11 protein-coding genes are annotated in these 17,989 nt (G+C 64.7%); 2 read left to right on the forward strand and 9 right to left on the reverse strand.

Annotated features, from left to right (window positions below; genetic code table 11):
• Positions 1–75 precede the first annotated feature (75 nt).
• A complete protein-coding gene (locus tag ACHFB9_RS05030) occupies positions 76–1,116 on the reverse strand; it encodes an acyltransferase family protein (protein ID WP_417069887.1) in 1,041 nt (346 codons plus the stop codon).
• A 270-nt stretch (positions 1,117–1,386) separates the two neighbouring features.
• Between ACHFB9_RS05030 and ACHFB9_RS05035 the strand changes: the two genes are divergently transcribed.
• Positions 1,387–1,758: a 50S ribosome-binding protein YggL gene (locus tag ACHFB9_RS05035; RefSeq protein WP_417069888.1), complete on the forward strand. Its 372-nt coding sequence runs from the start codon at positions 1,387–1,389 to the stop codon at positions 1,756–1,758.
• An 86-nt stretch (positions 1,759–1,844) separates the two neighbouring features.
• On the opposite strand, the gene ACHFB9_RS05040 is transcribed toward ACHFB9_RS05035, so the two are convergent.
• The 8 genes from ACHFB9_RS05040 to xseA all read right to left on the reverse strand — a co-directional run bounded on the left by ACHFB9_RS05040 (position 1,845) and on the right by xseA (position 17,074).
• Entirely contained in the window at positions 1,845–3,263 is a 1,419-nt protein-coding gene (locus ACHFB9_RS05040) for an efflux transporter outer membrane subunit (protein ID WP_417069889.1), read from the reverse strand.
• 1 nt (position 3,264) lies between these two features.
• Positions 3,265–6,390 carry an efflux RND transporter permease subunit gene (locus ACHFB9_RS05045; protein WP_417069890.1) on the reverse strand — a complete coding sequence of 1,042 codons (3,126 nt, stop codon included), beginning with the start codon at positions 6,388–6,390 and terminating at the stop codon, positions 3,265–3,267.
• Positions 6,391–6,394: 4 nt separating this feature from the next.
• Positions 6,395–7,504 (reverse strand): efflux RND transporter periplasmic adaptor subunit, encoded by a 1,110-nt coding sequence (locus tag ACHFB9_RS05050; RefSeq protein ID WP_417069891.1) that lies wholly within the window; start codon positions 7,502–7,504, stop codon positions 6,395–6,397.
• Positions 7,505–7,624: 120 nt separating this feature from the next.
• Positions 7,625–8,386: a DUF3313 family protein gene (locus ACHFB9_RS05055; protein WP_417069892.1), complete on the reverse strand. Its 762-nt coding sequence runs from the start codon at positions 8,384–8,386 to the stop codon at positions 7,625–7,627.
• Between the two features lie 349 nt (positions 8,387–8,735).
• Positions 8,736–12,641 (reverse strand): PAS domain S-box protein, encoded by a 3,906-nt coding sequence (locus ACHFB9_RS05060; RefSeq protein ID WP_417069893.1) that lies wholly within the window; start codon positions 12,639–12,641, stop codon positions 8,736–8,738.
• Positions 12,642–12,657: 16 nt separating this feature from the next.
• Complete coding sequence (locus tag ACHFB9_RS05065) at positions 12,658–14,892, reverse strand: EAL domain-containing protein (protein ID WP_417069894.1); 2,235 nt, start codon at positions 14,890–14,892, stop codon at positions 12,658–12,660.
• Between the two features lie 164 nt (positions 14,893–15,056).
• Positions 15,057–15,644 (reverse strand): superoxide dismutase, encoded by a 588-nt coding sequence (locus ACHFB9_RS05070; RefSeq protein ID WP_417069895.1) that lies wholly within the window; start codon positions 15,642–15,644, stop codon positions 15,057–15,059.
• Positions 15,645–15,670: 26 nt separating this feature from the next.
• Positions 15,671–17,074 (reverse strand): exodeoxyribonuclease VII large subunit, encoded by a 1,404-nt coding sequence (gene xseA / locus ACHFB9_RS05075; protein WP_417069896.1) that lies wholly within the window; start codon positions 17,072–17,074, stop codon positions 15,671–15,673.
• A 304-nt stretch (positions 17,075–17,378) separates the two neighbouring features.
• Between xseA and ACHFB9_RS05080 the strand changes: the two genes are divergently transcribed.
• Complete coding sequence (locus ACHFB9_RS05080) at positions 17,379–17,984, forward strand: MotA/TolQ/ExbB proton channel family protein (RefSeq protein ID WP_417069897.1); 606 nt, start codon at positions 17,379–17,381, stop codon at positions 17,982–17,984.
• The last annotated feature ends 5 nt before the right edge of the window (positions 17,985–17,989 follow it).

A 17,989-nucleotide genomic window follows, 5' to 3' on the forward strand; every position in this document is an offset into this window, starting at 1 on the left:
TGTTCTGCCGCTCCGGCGAGGGGACGCTCAGATCCGCGTCTATCCGCGCAATCCGCGGCGGAATCGGCTCCTGCCCTAGGCCTGCTGCGCGAGCTTGCGGGGGCCGGGGATCAGGGTTTTGGCGAGCAGCGTGTTGAAGCGGTGAAACAGATATCCGGACGCGATCAGCACGACAAAGTAGGGAACGATCCAGATGCTGCCCGTCAGTCCGAACCGGCTCATCAGGTGGAGCAGGATCACCAGCAATTTCATGTGCAGGATGTAGATCTCGAAAGAGCACGCGCCGGCCAGCGCGAGGGGCTTCGATTGCAGGCTGAACCGCGAAGTCAGCAGCGCCACGATCAGACAGAACAGCGGCGACAGCACAAAGGGCAGGACAGTCGGCTGCTTGACGGCCGTCAGGGCAACAAAGACGATGGTCAGCGCGAGTGCGGCGTGGATCGCGGAAATCTTCGCGAGCATTTTACCGATCGCCCCTTCGTTCTCGCGCCAGAAGCAGCCCAGCGGGAAGCAGAGCGAGGACACGCACCACCAGAAGCCGAGGCGCAGATAGAAACAGCCGGCGATGTAGGCGGCCGTGAATGCGAGCAGCGGCAGCGACGGGTGTGAGGAGAGCTTGGTCGAGGCGAAGTGCGCGACGTAAAAGATCAGGATGGTCACGACGAACCACTGCGTGTTGTCATAGCAGAGCGGGTTCAGCACTCCGAGGAAAGAACCGGCATGGCCCAGCGCGAACCACAGCACCGTGTTGACCAGCACGCACGGGATGTACACCCTGGAGAGGCGCTTCAACGCATAGGCTGCGAAGCCCGAATCGGGGCGGGCGCTTGCGCTCAAGCCATAGCCGGACATCAGGAAGAACATCGCGACGGAGAGGTAGCCAGCCCGGCCTGCATAGGGACTCAGCACGCCCAGACCGGGGAGCCTCTGGGATATGTGGTGCAGCACCACCGTCAGGATGAAGAATCCCCTCAGGACGTCGCCGGTGCCCCGATCCAGCTGCGGTGAAAACGCTTTTTGCCGCGCGCCGAGCAGCAGCAGCGCGATCGAGAGCAGGGCCACCGCGACGACGAAATGCGTCCCGGACAAGTTGATCGCAAACTCGGTGAATTCCACGGAACCGACTCCCGGTGCCGCGCGACGGCAAGCTCAGGCTGCCCGCGCATAGCCCATCGAACTGATTTGAGCGGATTCGCCTGTTCGGCGGGAATCCGAAGACTTTCCCCGGTCCGGGGTGAGGATTCCCGGCGGCCTGGGGAGTCCCGACAGACTATCCGCCCCCCTGCCTCGCGGCAAGAGGGGCGAGCGCTCCGGGCCTCGAGGATTGCTTTCCCGGAGTCCGTCCTTGGCGCTAGACTCGCTGTCCCAACAACGAGGAAGTATCCGATGAGCACCCGCATCAATCCGACCAAGACCCAGATCCGCCGCCTGAACCTGCGTCAGCGCAAGAAGCTGAGGCTTGGGGAATTCCAGGAGCTGGGGCTGGAGATCCGCCTGAAGTTTGCTCAGCCGCAGCAGGATGAAGCGCTCTGGGCTTTCGCCGATGCCTTCATCGATCTCGTCGAGTCGCGCAAGCTGGTGCTCTCCGGTTTTGGCGGCGCTACCCCGCTCGTGGAGACCGAGATTTTTGTCACCCGCGACGGGCGCGGTAGCGTCAGCGAAGAAGATGTCGCGGTGCTGCTCGACTGGCTCAAGGCGAAGGCTGAAGTCGCTTCCGCGGAGACCGACGGCCGGATCGACGCCTGGTACGGGTTCTGAGCGGGCGGTAGCTTCGCCACAGCCAGGCAAGGCCGGCTGGTCCGCATCTTCGCGGCTCAGTCGGCCTTGCCTTTTGGGGCTCGCGCTCAGCGTGCAGCGTCGATTTCCTTCCTGGCCGGCTCGGCGTCCCAGCCTCCGCCCAGCGCGGCGAACAGGTTTACCGTGGCGCTCAACTGCTGGTTCAGCTGAGTGGCCACGTCCAGCTCGGCCTGCAGCTGGGTGCGCTCGGCATCGAGCAGATCCATGAAGCTGTTCAGGCCTTCGTTGTAGCGCAGCTTCGCGATCCGCAGTGCGGCCGCGAGCGAGGCCGCGCGCGCCTGCTTGCCGTCGGTCTGGGCGCGGGTCAGGCGAAGGTTTGCGAAGCCGTCCTCGGCTTCGCGGAAGGCTGTCTGCGCGGTCTTCTGGTAGGTGGCCACCATCTCGCGCTGGCTGGCCTCGGCCTGGCGCAGCTGGTTCTTCAGCGCTCCGCCCGCGAAGATGGGCTGGGTCAGGCCCGCCGCCAGGTTCCACATCGCTGCGCCCGGATCGCTCAGCGCGTGCAGGTCGTGGCTCTCGTAGCCGCCCGAAGCGGTCAGCGAGATCCTGGGCAGGAAGGCCGCGCGGGCGGAGCCGATGTTGGCATTCGCGGCGCGCAGCTGGGCTTCGGCGGCGAGCACGTCGGGGCGCCTCTCCAGCAGCTGCGAAGGCAGACCCGCCGGTACCGTGATGTCCTGAGTCAGTTCGGTGATTTTGCGCCCGCGCGGAATCGGCCCGGGGCTGCGGCCCAGCAGAATGCTCAGCGCGTTCTGCTGCAGGATGATCTGGCGTTCCAGTTCGGGCAGCGAGGTTTCAGTCAGCGCGGTCTGTGCCTTGGCCTGCGAGTAGTCGTAGGCGGAGGCGATGCCGCCTTCGAAACGCTTCAGGGTCAGCTTTTCGGTCTCCTTCTGGGTGGCGAGGTTGATCCGGGAGATCTCGAGCTGGCGATCGAGTGTGCGCAGATGGAAATAGCCGGTGGCGACCTGGGATACGAGCGAGATGCGCAGCGCTTCCCGGTTGTAGGCGCTGGCGAACAGTTTCTCGCGGGCCGCTGCGCTGGCGTTGCGCAGTTTCCCCCACAGGTCCACTTCGTAGGAGGCGCCCAGCACCAGTTGGTCGGTTTCGCTCTTGCGCGGGATCGGCAGCTTGCCGTAGATCTGGTCGCTGCTCATGCTCTTCTGGCTGCCCAGCTGAGCGCTCACCTGGGGCAGGTTCTGGGCCTCGGTGATGCCCAGTTGGGCGCGGGCCTCCTCGATCCGGCTGACCGCGATCTTCATGTCCTTGTTTTCGGCAAGGGCTGTCGTGATCAACTGGTCGAGCACCGGGTCGCCGAACTGCTTCCACCACTGTGCTGTCTCGGCTTGCGTTGTATCGTGGTTCGCCTGAGACCAGACTCCGGGGGCGTTCACGTCGGGGCGCACGTATTCCGGGGTCAGGCTGCAGGCGCCCAGCACCAGGGACAGCGGCAGGATCAGCATCGGTTTGCGCATCTCAGTGCTCCTCGGGGCTAGCCTCTTCAGTCCTGGCGGCTGCGTCCTTGTCGCTCAGCCAGGTGAAGAAGAGGGGGACGAACAGCACGGCGATGAAGGTCGCGGCGAGCATGCCGCCGATCACGCCGGTGCCGATCGAGTGTTGGCTGTTGGCGCCTGCGCCCAAGCTCACGGCCAGCGGGACGACGCCGAGGATGAAGGCCAGCGAGGTCATCACGATGGGCCGGAAGCGAAGGCGGGCCGCTTCCTGCGCCGCTTCGAGCACGCCCATGCCCTGGTGGTGCAGCTGTTGGGCGAACTCGACGATCAGGATCGCGTTCTTCGCCGCGAGGCCGATCAGCGTCACGAGACCGATCTGGAAGTAGATGTCGCAGTTGAGCCCGCGCAGCCAGATCGCGGCAAAGGCGCCGAAGATCGCGAAAGGAACGGCGCTCACGACCACCAGAGGCAGCTTCCAGCTCTCGTACTGGGCGGCGAGGATCAGGAAGACCATGATCAGGCCGAAGGCAAAAGCCATCGTCGAAGCGTTGCCGGCCCGTTTTTCCTGGAAGGCCGTACCGGTCCAGGCGAGCGCGTAGCCGGATGGCAGCGCTTCTCGGGCGACGCGTTCGATCGCGGTGATCGCCTGGCCCGAGCTGTAGCCGGTGGCCGGGTTGGCCATCACCTTGGCGCCGGTGAAGCCATTGAAGCGGTTGATGATTTCGGGGCCGCTGACGCGGCGCACTTCGGCGACTGTCGCGAGCTGAACCATGACGCCGCTGGCGCTGCGCAGGAAGATCTTGCCGACGTCCTCGGGGCGCATCCGTGCCGAAGCGTCGGACTGAAGCAGCACGCGGTAGGTCTGGCCGAACTTGTTGAAGTCGTTGACGTAGAGGCTGCCGAAAGTGGCCTGCAGCGCTTCGAAGATATTGTTGATCGGGATGCCCAGGGCCTTGGCCCGGTCGCGATCGACGTCGACGTAGATCTGCGGCACGTTGCTTCGCATCAGCGTCTGGACGCCGCTCAGCTCGGGCTGGCTGTTGGCCTTCGTGATGAAGTCCTGGGTCACTCTGGCGAGCTGCTGAATGTCGCCTTCTCCCTTGCTCTGGATGTAGAACTCGGCGCCGCCGGTCGTGCCCAGGCCGGGGATCGGCGGGGGGTTGAACGCGAAGACCATGCCTTCGCGGTTGTGCGTGCTGCGCATCGTGAAGTCGATGATCGCGGCGCGGATGTTCTCGCGGAGGCTCCGCTCCTCCCAGGGTTTCATGACCGAGAACACGGTGGCCGACGAGGTCTTCAGGTTGCTGGTGAGGACGTCGTAGCCGGAGAGGGTTACGACGTCCTGGCTGCCGGAAAACTGCGCTGCAGCTGCGCTGGCCTGGGCGGCAGCCTTGCGGGTACGCGCCAGCGAGGAGGCGTCGGGTAGTTGCACGCTGCCGATGAAATAGCCCTGGTCTTCCGGCGGGATCAGCGCAGAGGGCACGGTGTGCACGAGCAGGCCGAGCAGGCCAAGCATGCCCAGCGCGCAGAGCAGAGCCGGGATGCGGCGGCGGATCAGAAGCGCGACGGCGGAGCTGAAGCGGGACGTGGCCTTTTCGAAGACGCGGTCGAACCCGACGAAGAAGGCCGCCTTTTCCGCGTGGCCGGGCTTGAGCAGCAGCGCGCACAGTGCCGGAGTCAGCGTCAGTGCGACGCAGCCGGAGATCGTGACCGAGACCGCGATCGTGATCGCGAACTGCTTGTAGAGTTGTCCGGTCAGACCACCGAGGAAGCCGACCGGTACGAAGACCGCGCACAACACCAGCACGATCGCGACAACCGGGCCGGTGACTTCCTGCATCGCCTTCAGTGTCGCTTCGCGTGGCGAGAGTTTCTCCGTCTGCATGATCCGTTCGACGTTTTCAAGCACGACGATCGCATCGTCGACGACGATGCCGATCGCCAGGACGAGGCCGAACAGGGTCAACGTGTTGATCGAGAAACCGAGCAGATACATGCCGGCGAACGTGCCGACCAGCGAGACCGGCACCGCGAGGCAGGGAATCAGCGTCGCGCGCAGCTTCTGCAGGAACAGGAAGACGACCAGGAAGACCAGCGCGATCGCTTCGCACAGCGTCTTCACGACTTCGTGGATGGAAACCTTGATGAAGGGCGTCGTGTCATAGGGCACGCTGTAGCTGATCCCTTCCGGGAAGGTCTTCCCGAGCTCCTTCATCGCGTTCTTGACTTCGGTTGCAACGTCGAGCGCGTTGGCGCCGGGCTGCAGGTAGATCGCGATCATCAGGCCGGGTTTGCCGTTGAGCGTGCCGGAGAAGGAATAGTCGCGGGCGCCCAGTTCGACTTTGGCGACGGCGCTGACGCGAACCGTGGAACCGTCTGGGTTGGCGCGCAGGATGATGTTCTCGAACTCGTCCGGGTCGGCCATCCGGCCCTGGGTGCTCATGGTGTAGGTGAACTGCGGGCTGCCGTCGTTAGGCGTGTCGCCGATCTTGCCGACCGCGAACTGGGCGTTCTGCTCGCGGATCGCCTGCACCACGTCGGAAGTGGTCATCTTCAGCTCGGCCAGGCGACCCGGCTTGAGCCAGACGCGCATCGCGTAGTCCTGGGCGCCGAGGATGGCCGCATCGCCGACGCCAGGCAGGCGCTTGAGGGCATTGACGACGTTCAGATACGCGTAGTTGGACAGGTAGACGGTGTCGTACTTGTTCGACGGCGAGGACAGCGTGACGATCTGCAGCATGCTCGTCGACTTCTTCTGCACGGTGACGCCGTTCTGCTTGACCGTATCGGGCAGCACCGGCAGTGCGGTCTGGACGCGGTTGTTCACGTTGGTCGTGGCCTGGTCAGGGTCGGTGCCGATGTTGAAGTAGACGTTCAGGCTCATCGTGCCGTTGGCGGCACTCGTGGATTCCATGTAGATCATGTTCTCCACGCCGTTGACCTTGTCCTCGATCGGCGCGGCCACGGTCTTCTGCAGCGTTTCCGCATTCGCTCCGCTGTACTGGGCACTCACCGAGACCACCGGCGGCGTGATGTCCGGGAACTGCGCGATCGGCAGCGTGAAGATTGCCGCTGCGCCGGCGAGCATGATCAGGATGGAGAGGACTGAGGCGAGAATCGGTCTTTCGATGAAGACGCGTGAAATCATGGCCTCATCCTCGCTTTTGCGTCGGCGCTGCCGTGACGACCCTGACCGGCTGGTCGGCGCGTACCCGCGTCAGGCCCTCGACGATCAGGTGTTCGCCGCCCTTGAGTCCCTTGGCGATCACGAAGTCTTCTCCGTGCGTGCCGGCGGTCTCGATCGGACGGGCGTGGGCGATGCCGTCAGGTGTGACCAGATAGACAAACTGGCCCTGGGCCGATGTGGCGACCGCCTTCTGCGGGATCAGGATCGCGTGCTTGAGTTCAAAGCCCTGTAGCGAGACTTTGACGAACTGTCCGGGCAAGAGCTTTTTGCCGGGATTCGGCAGCTCGGCGCGCAGCTGTTGGGATCCGGTGGTCTGCGAGATCAGCGTGTCGGCGAAGTTGATCCGGCCCTTGCCCGGAAATTCCGAACCGTCGGCGAGCGTGAGCTTCACGTCCACGCTGCTGTGGGCCGGCAGCTTGAGGCTGCCCGAGGCGCGTAGGCGCTCGATGTTCAGCTTGTCGCGTTCGGGCAGACTGAACATCACATAGAGGGGGTCGATCTGGACCACCCGGGTCAGCAGAGTCTGCGGACCATTGACCAGCGAACCTTCGGACATCAGCGACAGGCTCGCGATGCCGCCCAGCGGGGCGGTGACGCGGGTGTAGTCGACGTTCAGCCGGGCTTTGGTCACGTTGGCGGCGCAGGCCTGCAGCGCAGCCAGGGCCTGTTCCTGCGCCGAGCGGGCGTCGTCGACGTCCTTGCGGCTGACGGCCTGTTCCTTGAGCAGCGGCTCCAGGCGGGTGAAATCGCGCCTGGCCTTGTCCAGCACGGCGGCCTGCTGAGCGTACTGGGCCTCGGCCTGTTTGAGCGCAGCCACGAATTCAGCCGGATCGATCAGGTACATCAGTTGTCCGGGCTCGACCGCGTGGCCCTCCCTGTAATTGCGCTTGAGCAGGATGCCTGTCAAGCGTGGCCTGACCTCGATCTCGCGCGAGCCGGCGGTCTGCCCGGTATAGGTGGCTTCGACGGGCACGTCGCGGGCCATGACGGTCTGTATCGCCACCTCGGGTGTGCCGAGCTTGGGTGCGTCGGGTGCCTTGCAGGCGGACAGGCCAAGAAGGGTGGCGGGAAGCAACAGGAGTCCGGACAGGAGGGTTGGGCTGGCTCTCATCATGGTCCTCGGTAAATGTATGGCGAAGCCGTCGGAGCGGCGGGCGGGCCTCCCGCGCTGCGTCAGGGAAGCCCCGCGGGGCGGTCAGCGGGGGGCCGAGGCGTCGCTGTTCTGCTGCGGCGCTTCACTGCTGCCCCGGGCGGATGCGGAGCAGTCCGGAGCTTTCAGTTCCACGGTCCCCTGGGCGGCGTTCTCCGCTGCGCAGCCGGGTTCGAGCTTGCGGGCCTTCTTCAGCGCTTCGGCGAACTTTCCGGCGGCGCGGGAGATCGCGGCGTTCATCGCGGTCTGCTGGCTGACGACCGAAGCGACGTCGAAGGCGTCTGGGCCCTGGCGGGTCTCGAAGCTCGCGAGCAGCATGTCAAGGTTCGCGTCGCGCAGTTCGCCGGAGATCGTGACTTGGCCCATATTTTTCGGTGCCGTTCCGCCGGAGGCGCTGCGACCGGCATTGAGGACCAGGCCTATCGGCAGCAGGTGGCCGATTGAGGCCGCGACCGGGCTGGAGAGCCTGACGTCCTCGACGCGCAGCCGCAGGCGCAGTGCGTTCGCGCAGGGCTTGTCGGCGAGCGGGAGTTTCGCCTCGACGACGCGGGTGAACTCGGCCAGGGTCTGTTTTGCCGCTTCCACGCGCAAAGCCTCGCTGACGCCCTTCCAGTGTTCCTCGTCCGGCGTCGACAGCGTGACCGGATCGATGATCGCGCACTCGTAATGGCTCAGGCGGGGCGGGTGAGCATCGTCGCCGGCGACCGTCAGATCCGCGGCGGTCTGGGCCAGACAGGCGCCTGCCCAGGCGCCGAACAGCAGGCTGAAGCCGTAGGGTGCGAAGATTCCGGGATGCAGATTCGGCATGTTCCGATACCTCTTGGCAAGGTTCAGCGGTGAGTGATCCGGTCTCCCTGCACGGTATGTACCTCCAGCTGTACTTCATTGCCCGTCCGGTAGGGCGGCACATAGGGCAGGGTTTCGCTGATTCGACGTCCTTGCCAAGTGTAGGTGACGATTGCGCCAATCTGGCGTTCAATTCGCTTGTCGGTCTGGGGGGCGCGTGTCGTTGTGCACGGTGCGCAGAGGGCGCTTGTCGAGGTCGCGGGCGAGCTGCTGCGCTTGCTGTTGAAGGGCTGGGGCAGGACGCCCGCACAGCAAGGCGCGGATGCTTGCCCGCTGGCCGGCGATTTCGCGGCCGGCCTGAGCGGTCGTCCTACTCCCGGGGCGTTTCGGGGCTGTGGGGCGCCGTGCAGGGGATATGTATCGTGAAACGGGTGCCCTGGCCCGGCTCGCTGTCGACCCGGATCTGCCCGCCCAGCACGCCGGTCACGATGTTGTGCGCGATGTGCAGGCCCAGGCCGCTGCCCTGACGGCCGCGCTTGGTCGTGAAGAAGGGGTCGAAGATCTTCTTCATGTGCTCGGCCGGGATGCCCAGACCATTGTCGGATACGGTCAGGATCACGCTATCGGCTTCGCTCTTCGCCGCTATCCGGATCTCGCCGTGGTCGCGGTTCTCGAAGCCGTGGATCACCGAGTTCGAGATCAGGTTCGTGGCGACCTGTCCCAGAGGCCCCGGATAGCTGTCCAGCGAGATTCCCTTGGGGACGTCGAGCTCGACCGTGTAGGGCGTCTTCTTGAGCATCGGCCTCAGGGTCAGCACGATCTCGGTGATCAGCTCGTCGAGCGTGAATTTGCGTCGCTGCGAGCTGGTCTGGTCGACGGCGACCTGCTTGAAGCTGGAGATCAGCTCGCCAGCGCGCTCCAGATTGCGCAGCAGGATCTCGGTAGCCGAATTGGCTTCATCGAGATAAGCCTCCAGCTCCGAGCGCTTGAGTCCGAGCTTGAAGCCCGAGTGGATTCCCGAGGTCGCATCGCGCAGCGTGCTGGCGACCATCATGCTGTTGCCGATCGGCGTGTTCAGCTCGTGTGCGACGCCGGCGACGAGGCCGCCCAGGGCTGCGAGTTTTTCGGAGCGGACCAGCTCATTCTGGGTCAGGCGCAAGCGGTCCAGCGTTTCCTCCAGGTCGTGGGTGCGCTCGGTGACCCGGGTCTCCAGGGTCCGGGTCAGATTCTCAAGTTCCCGCCGGATGCTCTCCTGCCGGGTCAGATCGACGATGTTGACGAGGATCTTGGGCGGGTCCTCGTTGGTCAGCTTCCTCGCCCAGATCCTCGCTTCGATCGTGCGGCCATCGCGGGTGCGCATCGGCACGGCATGGCCCGAAACGACGTCCTCGCTGGCAACCCGGCTCACCCAGCCGGCCCTGTCCGCGTCGCTGAAGAACAGGCCCAGCTCGGACGAGGTGCGCCCGGCGATCTCGTCCGGGTTCAGCGCAAAGAGGTCGCAGAAAGTCTTGTTCGCATCGAACATCATGCCGTCGGTCAGCCGCGAGATCGACATCGGAATCGGGGCGAGCTGGAAGGTCAGCGAGAAACGGGCTTCGGATTCGCGCAGCGCCGCGAGCGTGTGCTGTCTGAGCATCTCGGCTCCGGCGCGCTGGGCGAAGATCTCGGCGAGCGAGCGGGGCAGCTCGGCGTTTCTGAGCGGCGACGCGAACAGCGCGACCAGCGCTCCGGCCTGATTCCCGTCTTCACCGGGAACCGTGATCGCGATCAGCGCTTCGGCCGAAGTGTCGATCAGCGTCTTCTCATCGGGGAAGGCACCCCGGGCGTCGGCGGGGATGACCAGATTGACTCCGCCGAGTACGCGCCTGAGGATGGGACTGTGCAGGTCCGCATCGAGCGCTGCGGGATGGTGGGCGAGCCGGTGCGGGCCGTCCCCGCTCGCCTGGATCAGCAAGGCCGCTGTCGCGCCGGTCGCCTCGCACAGGTGTTCGAGCAGGTGGGCGAAGAAGTCCGGGTCGCGCTCGGAATCGCTCGCTTCGGCGAGCCTGCGCATGCCCTCGGCGGCCCGCCTCAGGTCGGAAACGTCGCGGAACAGCATCGCGACGCGCTGAGGTCCGGTCTGGAAAGCGAAAACTTCGAGCAGGGCCGGGCCGTGGGGTAGCGAGTAGGGAAGCTCGCCATGGCTGTAGCGCCTTCCGGTGTTGATCGCTTCGACGAGCGCGCGCTTGAGCCCGGTCTCCTCGAACTGCGGGAAGGCGCTTTGGGTCGTCATGCCGCGCAACAACCCGCAGTCCAGTCCGAGGATGCGGTCGGCCTGCGGGTTGCTGGTCACGAGCGAGAGTTCGCCGTCCGCGCCGAGTTCGAACTCGAATACGCCCAGCGGCGCGTTGTCGATCAAGGCCCTGAGCCGCTGTTCGGAACGGGCCAGCGCGAGCTCGGCGGTCTTGCGGTCGGTCACGTCGTCATAGACGCCGAGTACGCCGATTATGTGCTCCTCGGCATCGCGCAGCGGCACCTTGCTGTGCCTGAGCCAGTAGGAGCCTCCATCGCTGCGCCGCTCTTCCTCGAAGTTCAGCCGGGCTTGCCCGCTCTGCAGGATCTGCAGGTCGTCCCTGACGATGGCGCTCGCATTGTGGCTCCAGATCTGCGAGGAATCGAGCTGGCCGCGCAGCTCTTCGGGCGTGCGCAGCGTGTCCGCGGCGAACTGCGCATTGCAGCCCAGATAGCGCGATTCCCTGTCCTTCCAGTAGACGCGGACCGGGATCGTGTCGAGCACGGTCTGCAGCATCCGGCGCGATTCCAGCGTTCTGAGTTCGGCCTGTTTGCGCTCGGTGATGTCGGTCTCGACGGTCATGAACTGCAGGATCTGCCCGCTCTCGTCGTGGATGGGCTGAATTTCCTTCTGCACCCAATAGCTCGAGCCGTTGCGCGCGTAGTAGAGGATTTCGACTTCGTCGATGCCTTCGCCGCGCGCGATCGCCGCGTTCAGTCTGTTTCTGGCTTCAGTCTGGGTGGCCGGGCCGATCAGGAATTCGTCCTGGCGGCGACCGCGCACTTCGTCGGTCGTCCAGCCGCTGATCCGGCAGAAGGCCATATTGGTCCAGCTGATCCGCCCCTCGGCATCGGTGATGATGACGATGTTCGTCGTATGGCTGACGACCCGCGCGAGCAGCGCGATTTCCTGTTCGGCCCGTCGCTGTTCGGTGATGTCCTCGGCCATCGCGACGATGCGCTCGGGCTGGCCCTGGGCGCCGCGAACCAGGTTGTTGTACCACTGACAGGTGATTTCGCTGCCCTTGCGGGTCTTGTTCGTCAGCACCTTGCTGCGGCTCGTTGTCTCTTCGTCCTCGGGCGCGAACAGATCCTCGGCCGCCGTGCTGTCGTCGGGGAGAATGAAGCTGATCGATTGAGCCAGAGCCTCTTCGCGGCGCCAGCCGAAGATGCGCTCGGCGGCGGCATTCCATTCGTGGATCTGATGGTCGGCGCCGATCTCGATGATCGCGATCGGGCTTTGCTCGACCAGATCCCGGAGTCTGGCTTCGCTCAGATGCGCGGCTTGTTCGGCGCGAAGCCGTTCGACGAGGTCGACTTCGAGCTGCCGGTTCTTTTCCTCGACGGCTGCGATCAGCTTGCGCAGCGAGCAGCGGGTCTCTTCGAGCCGCTGTTCGAGCACGCCGATTTCGTCGTCGGACAGAGCCTGGATCGGTTTGTCGAGCATGCCTTCGGCGAGCCGCATCGATTCCTCCCCGACCCTCTGCAGCGGGCGCACGAGGCGGCGTTCCAGAACCAGCGTGATCAGCACGAAGCCGATCAGGATCTGCGCGGCAAGGGTGATCGCAAGCGTCAGCAGCCGGGAGCGGACCGACTGGACGACCAGCGCGTCCGAGATCTCTATCCTGACCGTGCCCAGGCGGCGGCCATCCTGAACGATGGTGCGCTCGGTGTGATAGCTGCGGTCGGTGCGGCGCTCGGCCTTTTCGCTGGCGACGAAGGTTCCCAGCGTCGCATCGCGAACCTCGATCTTGTAGACGTCGGGGCTGCGCATCACCGCTTCGATCAGCTTGTTCGCGGCGACCGGGTTGAAGGACCACAGCGGTTCCTGCAGCCCCAGCGCAAGCACTTCGCCGTACTGGTTCAGCGCTTCGTCAGAGCGCTCGCGCAGCGATTCGGCAAAGAAGATCCGCCCGCCGATCGCTCCGACGAGCAGAGCGGGCAGCAACAAGCCCAGCATCACGGCGACCAGAATCGCGCGCCTGACAGTCAAGCGGTGCTTCATTGCGCACCTTCCCTTTTCAGCGGTTGGCTTTGAGCCAGTCGAGCAGGGGGTCCGGCTCCATCGGCCGGGCATAGTAAAAACCTTGTGCTTCCTGGCAGCCCAGGCCGATCAGGGTATCGGCCTGAGCCTTGTCCTCGACGCCTTCGGCGATGATCTGCAGGCCCAGACGGCGACCCAGCTGGATCACCATCTCCGGGATCTGCGCTCCACGCCGCGAGTCGGTGATCTCGTTGACGAAAGCGCGGTCGATCTTGAGCCGGTCCACCGACAGTTTCTGCAGATAGGACAGCGACGAAAAACCGGTTCCGAAGTCGTCGACGGCGACCGAGATCCCGGTCTCCTTGAGCTTGTCCAGGGTCTGGAGCAGGAAGTCCGCTTCCTCCATCGCCATCGACTCGGTGATCTCCAGCTCGATCTTCGATGGATCGACTCCGCTGTCCTGGATGGCCCGCCTCAGCACGAAGGGGAAGCGGGGGTGGCGGAACTGCGGTACCGCGACGTTGACGGCCATCCGGATGTGACCGAAACCCTGTTGCGTGAGCTTGGCCTGGTAGTGGCAGGCGACTCTGAGCACCCATTCGCCGATGCTGACGATCAGGCCCGAGTGCTCGGCCAGCGGAATGAAGCGGTCCGGCGCGATGAACTTGCCGTCCTCACCCCGCCAGCGGATCAGCGCTTCGACACCGATCGCCTTGCCGGTCACGAGATCGACCTGGGGCTGATAGACGAGGAAAAGCCTCTCGTTGTCGAAGGCCTGGCGCAGAGCCTGGAGCAGCTTGACGCGCTCCTGGATCTCGACGCTCATCTCGTGGTTGAAATAGTTGACCTCGCCCCGGCTGCGCTGCTTCGCGCGCTTCAAAGCGATATTGACGTCCTTGAGTGCTTCGCCGCCGTCGCCTTCGGCCTCCGACAGTCTGAGCAGGCCGCAGGTCACCGAGGTCATCAACTCCTGCCCGTCGATCACGAAGGGCTCCTGGAAGAGCCCGAGCAGGTTTGACGGAGTCAGCTCGACGCTGGGGCCGAGCAGGCCGAAAGTGTCGCCCGCAACCCTGGCCACGACCACATGGGCGCCCAGCCCGCTCTTGAGCCGGCTGGCGACCGCCTGGAGCATGCGGTCGCCGAACTGGTGACCCAGTGCGTCATTGGTCTCGGCGAAGTGGTCGATATCGAGCAGCGCCAGCACTTTGTCGGCGCGTCGGGGTGAAGCGAGGCTGTGATCGATGTGGGCGATGAAATGGTTGCGGTTGGGCAGACGCGAGAGCTGGTCGTAGTAGGCGAAGGAGTGCAGCTTCGAGAAAAGCGCCGCGTTGTCGAAACCGACCGCGATGTTGCTGCAGAACACTTCGAGCAGGCGGCGGTCGATGTCGCTCAGCGCGACCGTCGATTCGACGTAGGCCGCGACATCGTGGTGGGCCGAACCCTGGAAGAACAGCGTCGTTCCCGTGCCGTCGAACAGACTATGACGCTTGGCGAGACAGCGCTTGATCGACGAGGCGATGGCCGGGTTGTCGATCGAGGCCAGCGGTTGGTTGATCAGATCCGCGTAGCGCCCCGCCGCGGCGATGACCTGCAGCGAATCTTCCGGGTTCTCATCCCGGCCGCCCTCCTGGGCGCAGATCAGGCCTTCGGGGGGCAGGCCCAGCAGCGCGGCGATCTGGGTGATCACTCCGGCCGCGAAATTGCGGATGCCGTGCAGCGCCATCAGCTCGGCACTCGCATGGACGATGATGTCCAGGCCGCGCCGGCTCGCATTGATCGTCCGGATCTGCTCATAGGAGCGGATCGCCGAAGTCAGCGTCGTGAACAGTTTGTTGCGCGTGAGCTCGGACTTGGTCTTGTAGTCGTTGATGTCGTAGTCGCGGATCGCGTCGATTTCGGGGGCATAGCCGGGCTGACCGGTGCGCAGGATGATCCGCGTGTCCTCCATGCCGAAATCGTCGCGGATCGTCTTGACGAGGCGAAGGCCGGAATCCTCGGTCTCCATCACGACGTCGAGCAGGATTACTGCGATGTTCTTTTCGTGTTGCAGCAGCTCGCGGGTCTGACTTCCCGAGTAGGTATGCAGGAAGGTGAGCGGCCGGTTGAGGATCTGGGTCTTGCGCAGCGCGAGCAGTGTCGTCGTGTGCACATCCGGGTCGTCATCGACGATCAGGATCCGCCAGGCGGGTCCCTGGGATGCGGGGGAGGCGAGGGTCCCGGAATCATCGTCGATGAAGGTCAGTTCATCGTCTGGCTGCTTGTGCTCAGTCACTTCGAATCCCCTGTCCGTAGCTGCCCGTAAACATCTTCATCGTAACGGCATCGCGCCGCAAAACGTGAGTGTGCTTTTCCCTTTATTAGTAGTGATTTTGAACTTGTGCCGACGGTATGGAAAGGGCGTGCCCAAGCACGCCCTGTTTCCACGCTCAGAGCCACTTAGGCGGCATAGTTCGCCGCGGCGAAATCCCAGTTCGCCAGCGAATCGAGGAAGGCGGCGACAAACTTGGGGCGGGCATTGCGGTAGTCGATGTAGTAGGCGTGTTCCCACACGTCCAGCGTCAGCAGCGGCTTGTCGCCAGCGGTCAGCGGGTTGCCGGCCGCGGTCGTGTTGACGATCGCGAGTGAACCGTCCGCTTTCTTGACCAGCCAGGTCCAGCCCGAACCGAAGTTGCCGACCGCGCTCTGCGTGAAAGCCTGCTTGAAGGCTTCAAAGCTGCCGAAAGCCGTCGCGATCGCGGCGGCCAGCGCGCCAGAGGGCTCTCCGCCGCCCTGGGGTTTGAGCGAGGACCAGAAGAAAGTGTGGTTCCAGACCTGGGCCGCGTTGTTGAACAGGCCGCCGGCCGGGGCTTTCCTGATGATCTCTTCGAGCGGAAGAGCTTCGTATTCGGTGCCGGCGATCAGCTTGTTCAGATTGTCGACATAGGCCTGATGGTGCTTGCCGTGGTGGTAATCGAAGGTCTCCGCCGAGATGTGCGGCGCCAGAGCGTCCTTCGCAAAGGGCAGGGGAGGCAGAGTGTGAGCCATTGTCAGTTCTCCATGAATTGGTGGTTTCAGGCTTTGTGGCCGCCCGGTTCGACCGTGGACTGCTTCTCTGGTTCCTGGCCGATTCTCTCTATTCTGGCCTCTATTTGGCCGCGCGCTGGATGAATCGTCAGCATTTCACCCTGATTCGTGTCGCGGGCTGAGCGCAGCAGGCCACCGTCGGCGCGGCGGACGATGCTGTAACCGCGATCGAGCACGGCCTGCGGATTCAGGTGATCGAGATGGGAGGCGAGGTTCGCGATCCTCTCGCGCCTTGTCGTCAGGATCTGCCCGCCTTGAAGATGAAGCCTGGCTGCCAGCGCCTTGAGCCGTTCGTTCTCCCGGGCCGGGGCGGGGCGCCGTGCGGCGAGGCGGTTCGCGAGCAGCGCGAGGCTGGCCTCGCGTCTTTCCTGTTGTCGCCTCACGGCCAAGGACAGCCTTTTCTCGAGCGCAGCGAGCTTCTCGCTCTGCCGTGCCAGATTCTGACGGGGGTGGATCAGCCGGGAGCGGGCCTTGTCGACCCGCTCCCAGGCCGAGTCTGTTCTCTGGCGGATCGCCTTCGCCAATTCTCTGGCCAGGCTGCCGAGGCGGGCGATCGCGTCGACATGGCCGGTGCTGACGATCTCGGCGGCAGCGGTCGGCGTTGCGGCGCGCAGGTCGGCCGCGAAATCGCTGAGCGTGAAGTCGGTCTCATGGCCGACGCCGCTGACGACCGGGATTGGGCAAGCCGCGATCGCGCGGACCAGCGCTTCATCGTTGAAGGCCCACAGGTCTTCGATGCTGCCGCCGCCCCGGCACAGAAGCAGCACGTCCACGCCGTCGGAGGCCGCGCGCCGGCCCGCCGTGCGCACCTGGGCGGCGAGCTGAGCGCCGGCCTCTGCGCCCTGGACCGGGCAGGGGTAGAGCACGAGGGGCAGATGGGGCGCGCGGCGCGCGAACGCGATCAGGATGTCGTGCAGCGCGGCCGCCTGGCGCGAAGTGATGATGCCGATGCCGCGCGGCAGCACGGGCAGGGTTTTTTTGCGCTCGGCGTCGAAGAGCCCTTCGCCAGCGAGCTTCTCCTTCAGGCGCAGGAAGGCTTCGAACAGACGGCCCCGCCCGGCCTCGCGGATCGCCTCGACCTGGAGCTGAAACTCGCCGCGCGCTTCGTACAGCGTGACCCGGGCGCGCACTTCGATGCTCTGCCCCTCGTCGAGCCGGAAGGGCAGGAGCTGGGCGCGCGAGCGGTACATTACGCAGCGCACCTGGGCCTCCTCGTCGCGCAGCGCGAAGTAGAGGTGGCCGGATGCGGCGCGGCTCAGGTTCGTGACTTCGCCGCAGATCCACTGCAGAGGGAAGCGGGACTCGAGCGCAGAGCGCGCCCGTCGGACCAATTCCGACACCGGCACAGCACTGTTTTCCAAGGGAAAATCGCGATTGATCGGGCTTTGCATAGCCTTGATTCTAGCGAAATCCACACCGGAAACCTTTCGGTCATGCGCCGAGGGTCAAATGCGCTGAAACATCGTGGTGGACTTGTAAGTTGCTGAAAAATATGATCTTTGGTCCGCGCTGCATTTTTGATCGGGGTAAGAAAAGCTCTTTCTTTGCGCGCACTTAGCGCGTGTCGATGCGAGTAGTCCACAGACTTGTCCACAGATTTTGTGGATTCCGTTCGTCGTCCGCTGGCTTGCCCCGCAGTATCCCGACGCGATAAAGTTCGCAGCTTGGCAATTCGTATAAATCAGGAGTGTGTCCGTGCTGGCGATCATCCAGGCCGCAGGTTGGCCGATCTATTTCCTGCTTGTAGCCTCGATCATTGCTCTGGCCTTGATCATCGAGCGTTCAATCGCGTTGAGGCGCTCGCGCATCGTCCCCGACGGTCTGCTCGACCGCATCATCACCGAACTTCGCCAGGGCGGGGTGTCCGATGAGCTGATCGTGCGCACGGCGAACCACTCGCCGCTGGGCCGGGTGCTCGCCGCGGGCCTGAAGAACATGCGCGCTTCGCGCGAAGTGATGCGCGAATCGGTCGAAGAGGCGGGCGGTGCGGTTGCCTATGAACTGGGCCGCTTCCTGACGACTCTGGGCACGATCTCGACGGTCACGCCGCTGATGGGCCTGTTCGGCACCGTGATCGGCATGATCGAAATCTTCGGATCCCAGTCTCCGGGCGGCACGAACCCGCAGCAGCTCGCGCACGGGATCTCGGTCGCGCTCTACAACACCGGTTTCGGTCTGATCATCGCGATCCCGTCGCTGATCGCCTACCGCCACTTCCGCGCGCTCGTCGACGGTTTCGTTGTCGCGATGGAGCAGCAGGCGGTCAAGCTCGTCGAAGTCGTGCACGGCGAACGCCACTGAGCCGG

Source organism: Niveibacterium terrae (assembly GCF_048213115.1).
Lineage (GTDB): Bacteria > Pseudomonadota > Gammaproteobacteria > Burkholderiales > Rhodocyclaceae > Niveibacterium > Niveibacterium terrae.

Bases quoted from the DNA above. Each gene is read 5' to 3' on its own strand.
- ACHFB9_RS05035 (WP_417069888.1), top strand. From the start codon at position 1,387: ATGAGCACCCGCATCAATCCGACCAAGACCCAGATCCGCCGCCTGAAC.
- ACHFB9_RS05040 (WP_417069889.1), bottom strand. From the start codon at position 3,263: ATGCGCAAACCGATGCTGATCCTGCCGCTGTCCCTGGTGCTGGGCGCC.
- ACHFB9_RS05045 (WP_417069890.1), bottom strand. From the start codon at position 6,390: ATGATTTCACGCGTCTTCATCGAAAGACCGATTCTCGCCTCAGTCCTC.
- ACHFB9_RS05055 (WP_417069892.1), bottom strand. From the start codon at position 8,386: ATGCCGAATCTGCATCCCGGAATCTTCGCACCCTACGGCTTCAGCCTG.
- ACHFB9_RS05060 (WP_417069893.1), bottom strand. From the start codon at position 12,641: ATGAAGCACCGCTTGACTGTCAGGCGCGCGATTCTGGTCGCCGTGATG.
- ACHFB9_RS05070 (WP_417069895.1), bottom strand. From the start codon at position 15,644: ATGGCTCACACTCTGCCTCCCCTGCCCTTTGCGAAGGACGCTCTGGCG.
- xseA (WP_417069896.1), bottom strand. From the start codon at position 17,074: ATGCAAAGCCCGATCAATCGCGATTTTCCCTTGGAAAACAGTGCTGTG.